We start from the raw sequence: 15,991 nt of genomic DNA, 5'->3' as shown, positions 1-15,991 counted from the left end.
AATGAACCAGGTTACCGAGAGCGCGGTGCAGTTCGACGTCGTCACGCTCTTTCCCGAGATGTTCCGTGCACTGACCGACTGGGGAATCACCAGCCGGGCCGTCAAGCAGGGGCGCTTCGGGCTGCGCACCTGGAACCCGCGTGATTTCACGACGGACAACTACCGCACGGTCGACGATCGTCCGTACGGCGGCGGTCCGGGCATGGTGATGCTGGCCAGGCCGCTCGAAGCCGCGATCGGCGCCGCGAAAGCGGCGCAGGCGGCGCAGGGCATCGCGAGCACGCGCGTCGTGATGATGTCGCCGCAGGGCGCGCCGCTCACGCACGAGCGAGCGGTGCGGATGGCGCAGGAGCCGGGTGTCGTCGTGCTGTGCGGCCGCTACGAAGCGATCGATCAGCGCCTGCTCGACCGTTGCGTCGACGAGGAAATCAGCCTCGGCGATTTCGTACTGTCGGGCGGGGAACTGCCGGCGATGGCGATGATGGATGCGGTCGTGCGGCTGCTGCCCGGTGTGCTGAACGATTCGCAGTCGGCCGTGCAGGACAGTTTCGTCGACGGCCTGCTCGATTGTCCGCATTACACACGCCCCGAGGAATATGACGGCGTGCGCGTGCCGGACGTGCTGCTCGGCGGGCATCATGCCGAGATCGAGCGGTGGCGGCGTCAGGAAGCATTGCGGAATACGTTGGGGAAGCGGCCGGACCTGATCGTTCGGGCGCGCCGCGAAAAGTTGTTGAGCCGTGCCGACGAGGCATGGCTTGCGAACCTCGCACGCGAAGCGAAGGACGCCTCCTGAGGCGGCGTCGCGGGCGGGAATTGGCGGTGCCGTGCATGCGTGCGCGGTGCCTGATGTGAATCCATCCTCTATCGGGGCCGGCCTGGGAGCAGGCAGGTGCAAACGCCGACACGATGGCAATAGGAGTCAGTGATGAACCTCATCGCAAAACTTGAGCAGGAAGAAATCGAGCGCGCGCTCGCCGGCAAGACGATCCCCGAATTCGCCCCGGGCGACACGGTGATCGTGAACGTGAACGTGGTTGAAGGTAACCGCAAGCGCGTTCAGGCTTACGAAGGCGTCGTGATCGCGATTCGCAACCGTGGCCTGAACTCGAACTTCATCGTTCGCAAGATCTCGTCGGGCGAAGGCGTCGAGCGTACGTTCCAGACGTACTCGCCGCTGCTGGCAAGCATCGTCGTGAAGCGCCGCGGCGATGTGCGTCGCGCGAAGCTGTACTACCTGCGCGAGCGTTCGGGCAAGTCGGCTCGTATCAAGGAAAAGCTGGTGTCGAAGGATCGCACCGCAGCAGCTTCCCAAGAGTAAGAGCTGTAAGGAAAAAGCACCCACCCGGGTGCTTTTTTCATTCTGGCGCGACAATATGCTCGATACGACACGAACCAGAGAGCCCCATTGAACCGCCGCCCCATCATCGATCCCGAAGTATTGCCGGTCGAAGGCACCGGCGCCGGCCTGCCCGCCATCGATCCGCACCAGATGACGCCGTCCGGCTTGCGCGACCGTTTCGCGCGCACGCTCGACTGGAACGTCGAGCCCGGAGAGGCGAGGCTGCAGGAAGGCGTCGATCCGCGCAGCGCGGCCGTCCTCGTGCCGCTCGTTGCCCGTGAGTCGGGCCTCACCGTGCTGCTGACCCAGCGCGCCGACCACCTGAACGACCATGCCGGGCAGATCAGCTTTCCCGGCGGCCGTCGCGAACCGTTCGATCGCGACGCGACCGCCACTGCACTGCGCGAGGCGAAGGAAGAGATCGGGCTGGACGCCGAACGCGTCGAGATCCTCGGCGCGCTGCCCGATTACCTGACCGGCACCGGCTTCTGCGTGGCGCCGGTGGTCGGCCTCGTGCATCCGCCGTTCACCGTGCAGGCCGACACGTTCGAAGTCGCCGAGATCTTCGAGGTACCGCTCGCGTTCGTGATGAATCCCGCGAACCATCAAGTCCGCGTGTTCCGCTGGGAAGGCGGCGAGCGTCGTTTTTTTGCGATGCCCTATCCGAACGGCAGACCAGGCGGGCATTACTTCATCTGGGGCGCAACTGCCGCCATGTTTCGCAATCTGTACCGCTTCTTGGCCGCTGCATAGGCGCACACACCGGCTCACGCGCGCGGCCGGCCGCCGGGCGACCGCGCCGGCAGCCATGCTTGGCTTACGCTGTGCTATCGTTATGCAAAAAATGACATAACTCCGAAGACGGCGCCACGCATGACTTTCTTTTCGGTTCTCCTTGCCCTCATCATCGAACAGGTCCGCGCGTTGTCGCCGAACAATCCGGTGTTCGCGCTGTTCCAGTTTCATGCGGAAACCGTCGCGCATGGCCTCGACGCCGGCAAGCAGAAGCACGGCATCCTCGCGTGGCTCGCGGTCGTGCTGCCGTGGGTGCTGGTCGTCGCACTGATCTATTTCCTGCTGTACAAGGTGAGCTTCGTGCTCGCGTTCCTGTGGAACGTGGTCGTCGTGTATTTCACGCTTGGCTTCCGCCAGTTCAGCCATTACTTCACCGACATCCATCTCGCGCTCAACAACGACGACGTGCCGCGCGCGCGCGAAATCCTGCGCGAGTGGACGGGCATCGACACGGTCGACATGCCGGTCGGCGAAATCGTCCGCCATACGCTGATTCACGCGGTTGTCGCATCGCATCGCCACGTGTTCGGCGTGTTCTTCTGGTATGTGCTGCCGATCGGGCCGGCCGGCGCCGTGCTGTACCGGATTTCCGAATATCTCGCGCGCAGCTGGTCGACGCCGGGCGACGAGCGCACGGCCGCCTTCTCGACGTTCGCGCAACGCGCATTCTTCGTGATCGACTGGATCCCCGCGCGACTGACCGCACTCGGCTTCGCGATCGTCGGCAATTTCGAGGATGCGATCTACGCGTGGCGCAACCACACGCGCCAGTGGCCCGACCCGAACGACGGCGTGCTGCTGGCAGCCGGCAGCGGGGCGCTCGGCGCGCGTCTCGCGGGGCCGCTCGCGGAACCGTCGAGCCTCGACGCGCTGGCGGTCGGCGACAGCGGTCCGCTGACGGTCGGTGATGATTGCACGCCGCGTACGCTGCAGTCGGCGGTCGGCCTCGTCTGGCGCGCGGTGATCCTGTGGATGATCCTGCTGCTGATGCTGACGCTCGCCGTGTGGGTGTCGTGACGGGGCCGCGCAGCGCTCGATGAAAGGCAAAGGCCGGCTTGATGCCGGCCTTTTTGCTGTGGGTCAGTCGTCGAGCGGATCGCGCACGGCGCCGCATTGCCAGCACGCCGTGAACTGGGCCTCGAGCGCTTCGCCGCACTGTCGGCAGCGCCACGGCACGGCGCCGGCCGACGGGCCGTGCGACGCGGCATCGAGCAGCCGGCGAGCGAGCGCGTCGTCGCGTTCGTCGTCGAGCCACAGCTCGGGCGTGCACGCGTCGGCGGGCAGGCCGCCGAGTGCGCCGGTCGCGTAGCAGTTATGCAGCTCGCAACCGATGCCGGCCACCTGAAGCACGTTGGCCCAATGCTGTGCCGTCGCAAGATCGGGTGCCTTGAAACGCATGGCGGCTCCTGTCGATGAAGGTCGGCCCGAACGGCATCGGCCGCCGCGCGCCTGTCGCGCGATCAGCGGACGATCTGGCTCGCCTCGTGCACGAGCTGCGCATACAGCGCGTGCCGCGACGGCGCGATGCGGCCGTCGGCGACCGCTTCGAGAATCGCGCAGCCGGGCTCGTGCAGATGATGACAATTATAGAAACGGCAGTCCGCGAGCAACGGCCGGAACTCCGGAAACGCGCGCTCGAGACGGCCTTCCGTCAGATGGTAGAGGCCGAATTCCTGGAAGCCAGGCGAATCGATCAGCGCGCCGCCGCCCTCCAGCGGGTAGAGGCGCGTGAACGTCGTCGTGTGGCGGCCGCTGTTGAGCGCGGCCGAGATCTCGCGCGTCGCGGCTTCGGCATCGGGAACGAGCAGGTTCACGAGCGTCGACTTGCCCATCCCGGACTGGCCGAGCAGGATCGTCGAATGGCCGGCGAGGTGCGGCATCAGTTGTGCGCGCGCGTCGTCGGGCGAGCCCTTCACCGACAGCTCGAGCACGTCGTAGCCGAGCGCGCGGTACGGTGCGAGGCGCTCGCGCGCGACCGGCAGCGCAGCCTCGACGTCGATCTTGTTCAGCACGACGAGCGGCTTCAGCTCGTTCGCCTCGGCGGCGATCAGCGCGCGGCCGAGCAGGTCTTCGCTGAAATAGGGCTCGGTCGCGAGCACGATCAGCAACTGGTCGAGGTTGGCCGCGAAGAGCTTCGACTTGAACTGGTCGGAACGGTACAGCAGGTTGCGCCGTTCGCCGATCTCGACGATCACGCCCTGGTCGGCCGACGCGTGTTCGTATACGACGCGGTCGCCGACCGCGATGTCGCTCTTCTTGCCGCGCGGGAAGCACTGCAGCATCGGGCCGCCGTCGTCGGGCGCGACGATGTAGTGGCGGCCGTGCGCCGCGATCACGCGGCCTTCGACACGTTGCGCGCCCGACGCGCGCGGGGCCGGCTTGCGGGAAGGCGGCCGGCTCATGCGAGCTGCAGCAGGCGGTCGATCCGCTGCGATGCGGGCGGATGCGAGTAATAGAAGGCCGTGTAGACGGGGTCGGGCGTCAGCGTCGACGCGTTGTCCTCGTAGAGCTTCACGAGCGCGCTGACGAGATCCTGCGCGTCGGTCTGGCTGGCCGCGAACGCGTCGGCCTCGAATTCGTGCTTGCGCGACGTGAGGCTGCTGAACGGCGTCGCGAAGAACAGGAACACCGGAATCGCGAGGAAGAACAACACGAGCGCGGCGCCCGCGTTGCTCGTGTCGAGCGACGGCGTGACGCCGAGCCCTGTATAGAACCAGGTGCGCTGCGCCAGCCAGCCGAGCAGCGCGAGCAGCACGAGGCTCAACACGAACGACACGAGCATCCGCTTCATCACGTGGCGGCGCTTGAAATGGCCGAGTTCGTGCGCGAGCACGGCTTCGATTTCCTGGCCGGACAGGCGCGCGAGCAGCGTGTCGAAGAACACGATCCGCTTCGATGCGCCAAAGCCCGTGAAGTACGCATTGCCGTGCGCGGAGCGGCGGCTGCCGTCCATCACGAACAGCCCCTTCGCCGCGAAGCCGCAGCGCTTCATCAGCGACTCGATGCGCGTGCGCAGCGCGTCGTCCTTCAGCGGCTCGAACTTGTTGAAGAGCGGTGCGATGAAGGTCGGGTAGATCAGCAGCACGAGCAACTGGAACGCGACCCAGACGATCCAGGTCCACAGCCACCACAGGCTGCCGGCCTGGTTCATCAGCCACAGCACGACGAACAGCAGCGGCAGGCCGAGCGCGGCGCCGAGCAGCGAGTTTTTCAGCATGTCGGTGAAGAACAGCCGCTTCGTCATCCGGTTGAAGCCGAAACGCTGTTCGATCCCGAACTGGCGGTAATACTCGAACGGGACGTCGATCACGCTCGTGATCACGAGCACCGCCGCGACGAGCGCGACCTGCTGCCCGTAGCCGCGGCCGAGCCAGCCGGTCAGCAGCGTGTCGAGCGCGCCGACGCCGCCGAGCAGCGTGAGGCCGACCAGCACGGCCGCGCTGACGACGATCTCGAGCATCGTCAGCCGGGTACGCTCGACCGTATAGTCGGCCGCGCGCTGGTGGGCGGTCAGCGGGATGGTTGCGCTGAACTGCGCGGGCACGCCGTTGCGATGCGCGGCGACGAAGCGGATCTGCCGCGACGCGAGCCACAGCTTGGTGACGACCATCGCGAGCACGGCGAGCGCGAACAGCAGGGTGAACGAAAAGGGTGACATCGAAGGCGCCAAAGGGTTCTATGCGAGAATTATATGTTCTTGCGGACCGGGCCCGCTGATGCGTTGCCGGCCGCCCGGGCGGCGTCGCGCGCCGTCCGCCATTTTCCAGGATGACTCATGACCGATACCGCCGCTTCCGCCAGCCAGCCCGCGCTCGTGCGCAACGAGTTGAACCTCGTCTGGCTCGACATGGAGATGACGGGCCTCGACCCGGATAACGACCGCATCATCGAGATCGCGGTCGTCGTGACCAATTCCACGCTCGACGTTGCCGTCGAAGGCCCCGTGTTCGCGATCCACCAGAGCGACGAAACGCTCGCGAAGATGGACGACTGGAACAAGTCGACGCACGGCCGCTCGGGCCTGGTCGAGCGCGTGCGCGCATCGACCGTGACCGAGGCGGAAGCCGCCGCGCAACTGCAGGCGTTCCTCGCGCAGTACGTGTCGCCCGGCAAGTCGCCGATGTGCGGCAACTCGATCTGCCAGGACCGCCGTTTCATGGCGCGCTGGATGCCCGAATTCGAGAAATTCTTCCACTACCGCAATCTCGACGTCAGCACGCTGAAGGAGCTGTGCCGCCGCTGGCAGCCCGCGATCTACAAGGGCTTCCAGAAACGCGCGATGCACACGGCGCTCGCGGACATCCACGAGTCGATCGACGAGCTGAAGTACTACCGCGAGCATTTCCTGATTCCGGCCGCGTCGGCGTCGGCAGGCGAGTCCGCGCCGGCCGCCTGAGCGGGCCGGCACGCGCTCGGCGCTCGACAAACGCTCAGCGCTGCGCGCTTTTCGGCCGGAACGCCGCGACCACCGCGGCGTCGGTCTCGATGTACGGGCCGCCGATCAGGTCGATGCAGTAGGGCACCGCTGCGAAGATGCCGGGCACGGTCGACTTGCCGTCGGCGTCGCGCAGCCCTTCGAGCGTTTCCCGGATCGACTTCGGCTGGCCGGGCAGGTTGATGATCAGCGCCGCATGGTCGGCCGTCTCGCGAATCACCGCGACCTGCCGCGACAGGATCGCCGTCGGCACGAAATTCAGGCTGATCTGCCGCATCTGTTCGCCGAATCCCGGCATTTCCTTCGTCGCCACGGCCAGCGTGGCCTCGGGCGTCACGTCGCGGCGCGCGGGGCCCGTGCCGCCCGTCGTCAGCACGAGGTCGCAGCCGGCGACGTCGACGAGCTCGGCGAGGGTCGCGGAGATCGTCGGCGCGTCGTCCTGGATCAGCCGGGTTTCGGCGCGCCACGGCGAGACCAGCGCACCGGCGAGCCACTCCTGCAGCGCCGGAATGCCTTTGTCTTCATAGACACCCGTGCTGGCACGGTCGCTGATCGACACGAGGCCGACGACGAGTTCGTCCGGGTGGTCAGGCTTCGTCGTCATGGTCGTCTCCGGCGTCGTCGGCCGCTTCATCATCCCCGCCGGGGGTGCCGCTCGCGGTCTTGACCCACTGGAACAGTTCGCGGAAATAGCGCGGCGGCTTGCCTTGCTGCGCTTCCTTGCGCGCGTTGCGGATCAGCGTGCGGCCTTCCTGGATGTCGGCGTCGGGGTGCCGGCGCAGGAATTCGGTCAGTGCGTCGTCGCTGGCGAGCAACTGTTCGCGCGTGCGCTCGATCCAATGCAGGCGGGCCGTCGCGGCCTTGTTCACGCCGCGCTGCGCGTCGAGCGCGGTGCGCAGCGCGGCCGTCTCGTCGTCGGCCAGCGAGCGCATCACGCGGCCGACGTACTGGAGCTGGCGGCGCTTGCCTTCGTGATCGGTGATCCGGCGCGCCTCGCGAACGGCGTCCGCGAGGGCTTCCGGCATCGGCATGCGCTTGAGCGCGTCCTTCGGCAGGTCGACGAGCGCCTGGCCGAGCTCCTGCAGCGCGTGCATCTCGCGCTTCAACTGGGATTTGCTGGGGCGATCGTAGCCGTTGTCGTCGTCTTCGACGGCAGGCTCGATCGGCTGAATTCGGGTTTTGCGTGTCATGGGCGGCATTGTATCGCGGCGCGGACACCCCAAGCTTGTCTGTGTCCGTCCCCGGACCTTGCTATGATCGCGGGATACGCAACATTTTGAACATGCGGGCGCCCGCCCGCCACCGGATACCAAGACGATGGCAGCCAATCTCGACGTACAAGCGCGCTATTTCCCGCACACGCAGGACCAGCTCAAAGAAATCGCGTCGGACATCCTTCGCCATGCGAAGGCACTCGGCGCGACGGACGCCGCCACCGAAATCTCCGAGGGCGACGGCCTGTCGGTGTCGGTGCGCCGCGGCGAAGTCGAAACGATCGAGCACAACCGCGACAAGATGGTCGGCGTGACCGTGTTCATCGGCAAGAAGCGCGGCAACGCGAGCACGTCCGATTTTTCACCGGCCGCGATCAAGGATACCGTCGCCGCCGCCTACAACATCGCACGTTTCACGGCCGAGGACGAAGCGGCCGGCCTTGCCGAGGCCGAGCTGCTCGAAACCGACCCGCGCGACCTCGATCTCTATCATCCGTGGGCGCTGACGGCCGACGAGGCCGTCGAACTTGCCCGCCGCGCGGAAGACGCCGCCTTCGCGGTCAGCCCGCAGATCCGCAATTCGGAAGGCGCGAGCGTGTCGGCGCAGCATTCGCAGTTCGTGCTCGCGACGTCGCGCGGCTTCCTGTCCGGCTATCCGTACTCGCGCCACTACATCGCATGCGCGCCGATCGCGGGCAGCGGCCGTCAAATGCAGCGCGACGACTGGTATTCGTCGAAGCGCAGCGCGATCGATCTCGCGGCACCCGAAGCGGTGGGCCGTTATGCGGCCGAGCGTGCGCTCGCGCGGATGGGCGCGCGCCGTCTCGACACCCGCAAGGTGCCCGTGCTGTTCGAGGCGCCGCTCGCGGCCGGCCTGCTCGGCGCATTCGTGCAGGCCGTGAGCGGCGGCGCGCTGTACCGCAAGACGTCGTTCCTCGTCGACAGCCTCGGCAAGCCGGTGTTTGCGCCGCACATCCAGGTCGTCGAGGATCCGCACGTGCCGCGCGCGATGGGCAGCGCGCCGTTCGACGAGGAAGGCGTACGTACGCGTGCGCGCAGTGTCGTCAAGGACGGCGTCGTCGAAGGCTACTTCCTGTCGACCTATTCGGCACGCAAGCTCGGCACGCAGACCACCGGCAACGCGGGCGGCTCGCACAACCTCGCGCTGCGCAGCTCGAACACGCAGCCGGGCGACGATTTCGACGCGATGCTGAAGAAGCTCGGTACGGGCCTGCTGCTGACCGAACTGATGGGGCAGGGCGTGAACTATGTGACGGGCGACTATTCGCGCGGCGCGGCAGGTTTCTGGGTTGAGAACGGCGTGATCCAGTATCCGGTCGAGGAAATCACCGTCGCGAGCACGCTGCAGGAGATGTTCCGGCATATCGTCGCGATCGGCGCGGATTCGATCGTCCGCGGTACGAAGGAAACGGGCTCGGTGCTGATCGAGCAGATGACGATCGCAGGGCAGTAAGCCGCGCGCGGCGCAGGCCGCCACGAAACGAAAAAGCCCGACCGGCGCGAGCCGGTCGGGCTTTGCTCATTGTGCGTGACTCGTCAGACGCGCTTGCGTTCGTAGACGACGAACGCATAACCGAACGTGTTCGGCGCGGCGGCCTGGTGTGCATCGCGCGAGACTTCCTGCCAGTGCGCGGCGTCGGGCGCTGGGAACGATGCATCGCCGTCGAAGTCGGCATCGATCTCGGTGACGATCAGTTTATCCGCGAGCACGAGGCCTTCCGCGTAGAGTTGCGCACCGCCGATCAGGAATGCTTCGGGCACGCCGTCGCGCTCGACGAGGGCCAGCGCGTCGGCGAGCGATGTGACCGTGTCGCAGCCATCGAAGCGGCGCGTTGCGTCGCGCGTGACGACGATGTTGCGGCGGCCCGGCAGCGGCCGGCCGATCGACTCGTGGGTCTTGCGGCCCATCACGATCGGCGCGCCCATTGTCGTGCGCTTGAAGAACGCGAGATCCTCGGGAAGTTTCCAGGGCAACTGGTTGTCGCGGCCGATGATGCCGTTGCGGGCACGCGCGACGATCAGGGTCAACGTCGTCATGAAGGTCGGAGAAGAGGAAAGCCGGAATGGCGCCGATTCTACCGGAACGGCGGTGCCTGCCGGATTCCTCGCACGTGCATCGGCTTTCCGGTGTTGCGCGCCGCGATGCGCGATGCAATGCGGCGCGGCGACGGACTGAGTAAAAAGAGTGCCCGCCGGGGGACGGAGCACAAAAACCGCTTAGTGTCGCGGGGCGGTGAGGATGGTCGCGATCGATGCTGTCCGGCAGATCCCAATAGCTACGGAATCCTCATCGAATGGGTTGGCGCATGCTCACTGGTGCGTGGTGCCTTGTGCGTTTTTTTCCATCGCGTGCTGCACGTCGCGTGGCTGCGGTACCGGGAGCGGTGTCGGTAACTGGGGCGGAGGCGGGATCTCGTCCCACAGCGTCACTGAAGCCTTGCCGGCCGGCAGCGGTTGCGGCGCCGACACGGTCACGATGCCGAACCCGTTGCCGGGCTGCATGCCTGGCGCGTTTTCGGCGAGCAGCATCGCGCGATCCAGCTTCATGTTTTCATCCGCATGCGCCGGCGCAGGCGGGCCGGCGGCCGAGAGCGAAATCGCCATCGGCATGAAGGAAAGTAACAGATGTTTTCGCATGGTCGCTGTCTCCGATGTATTCCTATGCAGCGAAATACATGCCATCGCGCCGGGACCCTTGTCACGATTGCGATTCGCGCACACGCGTCGACAATTGCGGCGAAAAACGCCTGAAAGTGTTTCAGGCCTGAAACGAGGGGGCTTGGGAATACTGCGGATTCAATCGATACGCTACAAGGATGAAAATCGACGCGTGTGATGAAAGAGCACTTCGCTGCGCAGGTGCTATGTGCAGATGATTGACATGCGTCGACTTCCCGAGCGATTTGACCGCATCGCCCGAGGTGCTGAAATCGGTTTGTCGCATTCAGTGCCTATAACTAAGCTGTGTTGATCAAAAAAAACGGACGCGAAATTAGCGCCATCATGCGAGGCTTTGTCGTTGCCGCGCATCGGCATGGCGAATCGAGCCACCTTTGGCTGACCCGATTCGATCCTTTCGCACGCGACTTGGCGTGCGCGGCAATCGTTGGATGGTTGATGAACGGGGTGGGCATATGGGAGCCGATCAGCGGCACGTGATCTATTACTCGCGCGAACCGAACGATGCGTTGCGCGGCCATTTCGACGAATGCGGTTGGCGCGTCGATCTCGCGGAGACCGTACGCGACGTACGGCGCGTCGTGCAGCACGGCGTTGCAACGGCCGGCCTGCTCGATTTCTCGCCGGGCTTCAAGCCCTCGGACCTGCGCGAACTCGAATCCTGCCTGAGCATCCAGCACATCGGCTGGATCGCGGCGACGCGGCGCGGCCAGTTGCAGGACGCCACGCTGCGCCATCTCATTCGCGACTATTGCTTCGACTACGTGACGATGCCGTACGAGATGTCGCGGATCGTCGAGACCGTCGGTCATGCGCATGGCATGGTCGCGCTGACCGAGCCCGTTGCGCCGCTTGCCGGTGCGGGCCGCAGCGAAGGCGAGATGGTCGGCACCTGCGATGCGATGCTCGGACTCTTCAGGACAATCCGTCGCGTCGCGGCGACCGATGCGCCGGTGTTCATCTCCGGCGAATCGGGCACGGGCAAGGAATTGACGGCGGTCGCGATTCACGAGCGCTCGTCGCGTGCGCAGGCGCCGTTCATCGCGATCAATTGCGGTGCGATCCCGTCGACGCTGCTGCAGGCCGAGCTGTTCGGCTATGAGCGCGGCGCGTTCACCGGTGCGAACCAGCGCAAGATCGGCCGCGTCGAGGCCGCCAACAGCGGCACGCTGTTTCTCGACGAGATCGGCGACCTGCCGCTCGAAAGCCAGGCGAGCTTGTTGCGCTTCCTGCAGGAAGGCAAGATCGAGCGGCTCGGTGCGCACGTGTCGGTGCCGGTCGATGTGCGCGTGATCTGCGCGACGCACGTGGACATGGAAGCGGCGCTGCGCGAAGGGCGGTTCCGCGAAGACCTGTTCCATCGCCTGTGCGTGCTGAAGATCGAGGAGCCGCCGCTGCGCGCGCGGGGCAAGGACATTGAGGTGATCGCGCGCCACATGCTCGAGCGTTTCAAGGGCGATGCGCATCGCCGCCTGCGCGGCTTTTCCCCTGATGCGGTGGCCTCACTGTACGGCTATTCGTGGCCGGGCAACGTGCGTGAGCTGATCAATCGCGTGCGCCGCGCGATCGTGATGTCGGAGGGCCGGATGATCACCGCGGCCGATCTCGAGCTGAACGACTACGCGACGCTCGCGCCCGTGTCGCTGCTGGAGGCGCGCGAGGCGGCCGAACGGCAGGCGATCGAGCAGGCGCTGCTGCGCCATCGCGGCCGTTTCGCGGATGCCGCGCGCGAACTCGGCGTGTCGCGCGTCACGCTCTACCGGCTGATGTGCGCGCACGGAATGCGCGATCGCGGCGACGCGCTGGCGGGGTTTCCTGCGTCGTTGCCGGAGTTTCCGCATCACGCTTGCTAAAATTGGCGGGTACGGCCGCCCTCGCGGCCGAAGGAACCCGCATGAAACAGTATCTCGACCTCGTTCGTACCATTCTCGATACCGGCACCTGGCAGGAGAACCGCACGGGGATCCGCACCATCAGCATGCCGGGCGCGATGCTGCGCTTCGACCTGCAGCAAGGCTTCCCGGCCGTCACGACCAAGAAGCTCGCGTTCAAGTCCGCGGTCGGCGAACTGGTCGGCTTCCTGCGCGCGTCGCGCAGCGCGGCCGATTTCCGCGCGCTCGGCTGCAAGGTGTGGGACGCGAACGCGAACGAGAACGCGCAGTGGCTCGCGAACCCGTACCGCCAGGGCGTCGACGATCTCGGCGACGTGTACGGCGTGCAATGGCGCCAGTGGCCGGGCTACAAGGTGCTCGATGCGGGCGCCGATGCGCAGATCGCCGACGCGACGCGCCGCGGCTTCCGGATCGTCACGCGATTCGACGAAGACGGCGCACCGAAGGTGCTGCTGTACAAGGCGATCGACCAGTTGCGCCAGTGCCTGGACACGATCATGGAGAATCCGGCCGACCGTCGTATCCTGTTTCACGCGTGGAATCCGGCCGTGCTCGACCAGATCGCGCTGCCCGCATGCCATCTGCTGTACCAGTTCCTGCCGAATGCGACGAAGCGCGAAATCTCGCTGTGCCTGTACATCCGCAGCAACGACGTCGGGCTCGGCACGCCGTTCAACCTGACGGAAGGGGCCGCACTGCTGTCGCTCGTCGGCCGGCTGACGGGCTATACGCCGCGCTGGTTCACGTATTTCATCGGTGACGCGCACATCTACGAGAACCAGCTCGACATGCTGCAGCAGCAGCTCACACGCGAGCCGTACGAAAGCCCGCGGCTCGAGATCGCCGAGCGCGTGCCTGAATACGCGAAGACGGGCGTCTATGCGCCCGAGTGGCTCGAGCAGATCGAGCCGTCCGATTTCTCGCTCGTCGGCTATCGCCACCATGAGCCGCTGACCGCGCCGATGGCGGTCTGATCGCGCCGCCCCCGCAGAAAGAAGGCCTGACCGGCATCAGCCGGTCGGGCCTTTTTGCTTCACGTTTGCGGCACTTACTGGCGGTGCCGCTCTTCGTGACCGCCTTGCGGCGGCGGGTTGCTCGGGCGCGGCGCCTCGACGTGCGGCGCCGGTTGCGGCCGCGGTTCCATTCGGGGCGCGGGCATCGACGGGCGCGGTTCCACGTGCGGTGCGGGCATCGACGGCCGTGGCTCCATGCGCGGCGCCTGCGGCTGCGGGCGCGGCATTTCATGTGCGGCGGGGGCCGGCGGGCGGTACTCGTTCACGCGCGGCGGTGCGACTTCGCGGTGTGGCGCCGGTTGCGCGAATTCGGGGCGCGGTTGCGGCGCGGGGGCGGCCCGTTCCGGTTGCGGCTGCCCATGCTGGGCCGGCGTCGGGAATTCGGGGCGCGGACGCGGCTGCGGGATTTGCGCCGTATTGTCGAACCTCGGCTGCGGCAGCGCGCGCGGCGCTTCGTTCCGGCCGCCGGGCTGCGCGCCCTGCGGAGCCGGCGTGCCGTCCGGATGCGGCACCGGCACCGCGCTGCGCACGGGCGGCAGCGCATTCTGTCCTGCCGTGTGCAGCGCGGCCGGCGGGGCGGGGCGCTGACGCTCCATCGGCGTGTGCGGCTGCATCCACGCCGGTGACGGCGCTTCGGCTGCGTGTGCGTTGCCGTTGCCCGACGGGAAATTGCCGGCCACCGGCGGATGCGGGACACCGTCTCCGGGCCCGAACGCCTGGCGCGGCGCCGGGTTGCCCGGTGCCTGCGACATGCCGCCGTTGGCGAAGCGCGGCGCATTGGGGTTCTCGCCGTTCGCCGGCCGCGCGAGAGTCGGCGCGCCCGGCACCGGCACCGGTGCGCCCGGACGTCCGGCCTGCGCGGCTGGCGGCTGGCCTTCGCGCGGCGCGCGTGAAGGTTGCACGACGGGGCCGTGCGGATTCACGAGCTGCACGTTGTGCATTGCCCATGCGCCGCCGTTCGGGTTGCCCGGAACGCGAACCGGGCGAGCCGTATAGTCCGCCGGCACGTTCGTCTTCACGACGGGGGCGCCGGCGCCCGGCACGCGTGCGCCTTGCTGCGCAAGGTGGGCGGCGGCCTGGTCGCGATACGCGGCCGGCACGGCAGGATTGCGCGTCGCGACGTACGGGTGCTGCGCGATCGCCTCCGGCGGACGGTAGCCGGCATTGCGCAGCCCGCCGGTAAAGCTCTGGCGCACCGGCGCGATACCGGGCGTGCCCGGTGTCACGTGCGCATTGCGCCATTGCTGCGGATCGACATGCTGCGAGAAGTGCGCAACAGGTTGACCGTGCACGAACGCGGAGGCCGGCACGGCCGTGATCGCGTGCGGCGCGTGGAAGTTCACGTACGTCTTGTTGATATTGGTGATGTTCGTCACGTTCACGGTCTTGTTCACGTTGACGTTGTTCACCACGATGTTGCGGTTCACGCGATCGTAGTAGTGCGGGCTCCAGCCGCCCCAGCCGGGGTGCCACGGCTCACCCGGGCCGAGCGCGAACCATGCGCAGCCGGCCGCGGCGACGCCGCCGACGGTGAGCGCGACGCTCCAGTCGGGACCGCCGCCGCCACCGACGAACGCGACGAGCGCCGGCGCATAGACGGGCGGCTGGCTGACGACCATCGGGCCGGGCACCCATGCCCAGCTATCGTCCACGTACGCCCAGCGGCCGTAGTGATACGGCGCGAAGCCCCACGGTGCATCGTCGACCCACGTCCAGCCCCACGGTGCCTGCCAGATCCAGTGGCCGTCGTGATACGGCGCCCAGTCGGCCGGCGTGTCGTTCGGCACCCATACCGAGCCGTAATTCGGGGTTTCGCGCCACGTGCCGTTCGCGTCGAGATCCTGGTAGCCGGGAACGTTGCGGGACACATAGCGGGCCGATACCGAGCGCTCCTCGGCCGCGTCGCGGCTGGCGGCCCACTGGTCGAGCGCATCGGGGCCCGGCGCGGGCGATTGCTGCGCAACCTGCAGGTCGGTGCCCGTGAACACGACCTGCTGTCCGGGTGACAGCGGGTATTGTCCGTTGCTGCCGTAGACGGTCGCGCTGCCGCTGCGCACCGTGACCGTCGTGCTCGCTCCGTTCGGCGCGACATCGACGCGATAGTCGCCGGGGCCCGTGATGCCGAGCGCGAGGTTCGGCGTGTCGATTTCATACGATCCGCCGGCCGGCAACTGGCGCACGTGCGTCGATACGGTGCCGAGGCCGACCTTCAGTTGCGTCGTCGTGTCGTCGAGGTTCAGCACCGACAGGCTCGTCGAATTGCCGAGCCGCACCGCGGTCGAGCCGATATGCAGCTCCGAGCGCGCGCCGGCATCGTTCCAGAGCTGGTCGCCGGTCGTCAGCGGCCGGTTCACGGCGGCATACGACCATGTATCGGTGCCGGCCGGTTCGGTCGTCACGGCGCCCGACAGGTAATTGAGCCGCGCGACGCGGCCCGGCGGATCGCCGCCCGGTTGCCGGGCCGCGGCCGCATACGGCGGGGCATCGGCCGATTGTGCGAATGCGGGGGGCAGCGTCGCAAGCGCGACGAACGCGAGCAGCGTATAGCGGGCGGATCGCTTGAGCGTGAACAGGGGGGCCATGGTGAGCGTCTTCGTCGT

The 15,991-nt window shown here is 67.1% G+C and carries 16 protein-coding genes; 8 read left to right on the top strand and 8 right to left on the bottom strand.

The annotated features are described in order from the left end of the window. The first annotated feature begins 1 nt into the window (after window position 1). The 4 genes from trmD to BT264_RS01690 all read left to right on the top strand — a co-directional run bounded on the left by trmD (window position 2) and on the right by BT264_RS01690 (window position 3,154). On the top strand, window positions 2-796 hold the full coding sequence (gene trmD / locus BT264_RS01705; protein WP_072436042.1) for a tRNA (guanosine(37)-N1)-methyltransferase TrmD: 795 nt from the start codon (window positions 2-4) through the stop codon (window positions 794-796). A 132-nt stretch (window positions 797-928) separates the two neighbouring features. After that, entirely contained in the window at window positions 929-1,321 is a 393-nt protein-coding gene (rplS, locus tag BT264_RS01700; RefSeq protein ID WP_011883860.1) for a 50S ribosomal protein L19, read from the top strand. 87 nt (window positions 1,322-1,408) lie between these two features. Beyond that, complete coding sequence (locus BT264_RS01695) at window positions 1,409-2,095, top strand: CoA pyrophosphatase (RefSeq protein WP_072436041.1); 687 nt, start codon at window positions 1,409-1,411, stop codon at window positions 2,093-2,095. 120 nt (window positions 2,096-2,215) lie between these two features. Continuing rightward, window positions 2,216-3,154, top strand: coding sequence for a CobD/CbiB family protein (locus BT264_RS01690; protein WP_034183056.1), 939 nt, complete (start codon window positions 2,216-2,218; stop codon window positions 3,152-3,154). A gap of 63 nt (window positions 3,155-3,217) precedes the next feature. Here the strand turns inward: BT264_RS01690 and BT264_RS01685 are convergent, their stop codons facing one another. From BT264_RS01685 to BT264_RS01675, 3 genes are all read right to left on the bottom strand, one after another. Then, on the bottom strand, window positions 3,218-3,535 hold the full coding sequence (locus BT264_RS01685) for a putative signal transducing protein (protein ID WP_072436040.1): 318 nt from the start codon (window positions 3,533-3,535) through the stop codon (window positions 3,218-3,220). 62 nt (window positions 3,536-3,597) lie between these two features. Beyond that, window positions 3,598-4,539, bottom strand: a complete 942-nt coding sequence (rsgA, locus tag BT264_RS01680) for a ribosome small subunit-dependent GTPase A (protein WP_072436039.1) — start codon at window positions 4,537-4,539, stop codon at window positions 3,598-3,600. Next, window positions 4,536-5,795 (bottom strand): M48 family metallopeptidase, encoded by a 1,260-nt coding sequence (locus tag BT264_RS01675; RefSeq protein WP_072436038.1) that lies wholly within the window; start codon window positions 5,793-5,795, stop codon window positions 4,536-4,538. The genes rsgA and BT264_RS01675 overlap by 4 nt, the downstream gene beginning before the upstream one ends. Window positions 5,796-5,912: 117 nt before the next feature. On the opposite strand from BT264_RS01675, the gene orn reads away from it, so the two are divergent. Continuing rightward, entirely contained in the window at window positions 5,913-6,533 is a 621-nt protein-coding gene (orn, locus tag BT264_RS01670) for an oligoribonuclease (RefSeq protein ID WP_072436037.1), read from the top strand. Between the two features lie 34 nt (window positions 6,534-6,567). Here orn and mog read toward each other — a convergent pair whose 3' ends face one another. Continuing rightward, window positions 6,568-7,176, bottom strand: a complete 609-nt coding sequence (gene mog / locus BT264_RS01665) for a molybdopterin adenylyltransferase (protein ID WP_072436421.1) — start codon at window positions 7,174-7,176, stop codon at window positions 6,568-6,570. After that, on the bottom strand, window positions 7,160-7,762 hold the full coding sequence (gene yjgA, locus BT264_RS01660) for a ribosome biogenesis factor YjgA (RefSeq protein ID WP_305729451.1): 603 nt from the start codon (window positions 7,760-7,762) through the stop codon (window positions 7,160-7,162). The genes mog and yjgA overlap by 17 nt, the downstream gene beginning before the upstream one ends. Window positions 7,763-7,889: 127 nt before the next feature. Between yjgA and pmbA the strand changes: the two genes are divergently transcribed. Beyond that, complete coding sequence (gene pmbA, locus BT264_RS01655) at window positions 7,890-9,260, top strand: metalloprotease PmbA (protein ID WP_072436035.1); 1,371 nt, start codon at window positions 7,890-7,892, stop codon at window positions 9,258-9,260. A gap of 83 nt (window positions 9,261-9,343) precedes the next feature. Here the strand turns inward: pmbA and BT264_RS01650 are convergent, their stop codons facing one another. Together BT264_RS01650 and BT264_RS01645 are read right to left on the bottom strand one after the other, a co-directional pair. Beyond that, complete coding sequence (locus BT264_RS01650; RefSeq protein ID WP_072436034.1) at window positions 9,344-9,844, bottom strand: dihydrofolate reductase; 501 nt, start codon at window positions 9,842-9,844, stop codon at window positions 9,344-9,346. Window positions 9,845-10,117: 273 nt separating this feature from the next. Beyond that, on the bottom strand, window positions 10,118-10,444 hold the full coding sequence (locus tag BT264_RS01645; RefSeq protein WP_072436033.1) for a hypothetical protein: 327 nt from the start codon (window positions 10,442-10,444) through the stop codon (window positions 10,118-10,120). A 497-nt stretch (window positions 10,445-10,941) separates the two neighbouring features. Between BT264_RS01645 and BT264_RS01640 the strand changes: the two genes are divergently transcribed. Next, the gene (locus BT264_RS01640; protein ID WP_072436032.1) at window positions 10,942-12,339 is read left to right on the top strand and encodes a sigma-54 dependent transcriptional regulator; all 1,398 of its coding nucleotides are present in this window, start codon (window positions 10,942-10,944) and stop codon (window positions 12,337-12,339) included. Between the two features lie 41 nt (window positions 12,340-12,380). Continuing rightward, entirely contained in the window at window positions 12,381-13,352 is a 972-nt protein-coding gene (locus tag BT264_RS01635; RefSeq protein WP_072436420.1) for a thymidylate synthase, read from the top strand. Window positions 13,353-13,426: 74 nt separating this feature from the next. On the opposite strand, the gene BT264_RS01630 is transcribed toward BT264_RS01635, so the two are convergent. Next, window positions 13,427-15,973, bottom strand: coding sequence for a DUF6600 domain-containing protein (locus tag BT264_RS01630; RefSeq protein ID WP_072436031.1), 2,547 nt, complete (start codon window positions 15,971-15,973; stop codon window positions 13,427-13,429). Between the last annotated feature and the right edge of the window lie 18 nt (window positions 15,974-15,991).

This window comes from Burkholderia sp. NFPP32 (assembly GCF_900119325.1).
Classification (GTDB): Bacteria; Pseudomonadota; Gammaproteobacteria; order Burkholderiales; family Burkholderiaceae; genus Burkholderia; species Burkholderia pyrrocinia_C.
This window is presented reverse-complemented; position numbering and strand designations above follow the sequence as displayed.

Excerpts from the sequence above, each read along its gene's own strand:
- trmD (WP_072436042.1), top strand. The coding sequence starts at position 2 with ATGAACCAGGTTACCGAGAGCGCGGTGCAGTTCGACGTCGTCACGCTC.
- rplS (WP_011883860.1), top strand. The coding sequence starts at position 929 with ATGAACCTCATCGCAAAACTTGAGCAGGAAGAAATCGAGCGCGCGCTC.
- BT264_RS01690 (WP_034183056.1), top strand. The coding sequence starts at position 2,216 with ATGACTTTCTTTTCGGTTCTCCTTGCCCTCATCATCGAACAGGTCCGC.
- BT264_RS01685 (WP_072436040.1), bottom strand. The coding sequence starts at position 3,535 with ATGCGTTTCAAGGCACCCGATCTTGCGACGGCACAGCATTGGGCCAAC.
- rsgA (WP_072436039.1), bottom strand. The coding sequence starts at position 4,539 with ATGAGCCGGCCGCCTTCCCGCAAGCCGGCCCCGCGCGCGTCGGGCGCG.
- BT264_RS01675 (WP_072436038.1), bottom strand. The coding sequence starts at position 5,795 with ATGTCACCCTTTTCGTTCACCCTGCTGTTCGCGCTCGCCGTGCTCGCG.
- orn (WP_072436037.1), top strand. The coding sequence starts at position 5,913 with ATGACCGATACCGCCGCTTCCGCCAGCCAGCCCGCGCTCGTGCGCAAC.
- mog (WP_072436421.1), bottom strand. The coding sequence starts at position 7,176 with ATGACGACGAAGCCTGACCACCCGGACGAACTCGTCGTCGGCCTCGTG.
- yjgA (WP_305729451.1), bottom strand. The coding sequence starts at position 7,762 with ATGACACGCAAAACCCGAATTCAGCCGATCGAGCCTGCCGTCGAAGAC.
- pmbA (WP_072436035.1), top strand. The coding sequence starts at position 7,890 with ATGGCAGCCAATCTCGACGTACAAGCGCGCTATTTCCCGCACACGCAG.
- BT264_RS01650 (WP_072436034.1), bottom strand. The coding sequence starts at position 9,844 with ATGACGACGTTGACCCTGATCGTCGCGCGTGCCCGCAACGGCATCATC.
- BT264_RS01645 (WP_072436033.1), bottom strand. The coding sequence starts at position 10,444 with ATGCGAAAACATCTGTTACTTTCCTTCATGCCGATGGCGATTTCGCTC.
- BT264_RS01640 (WP_072436032.1), top strand. The coding sequence starts at position 10,942 with ATGGGAGCCGATCAGCGGCACGTGATCTATTACTCGCGCGAACCGAAC.
- BT264_RS01635 (WP_072436420.1), top strand. The coding sequence starts at position 12,381 with ATGAAACAGTATCTCGACCTCGTTCGTACCATTCTCGATACCGGCACC.
- BT264_RS01630 (WP_072436031.1), bottom strand. The coding sequence starts at position 15,973 with ATGGCCCCCCTGTTCACGCTCAAGCGATCCGCCCGCTATACGCTGCTC.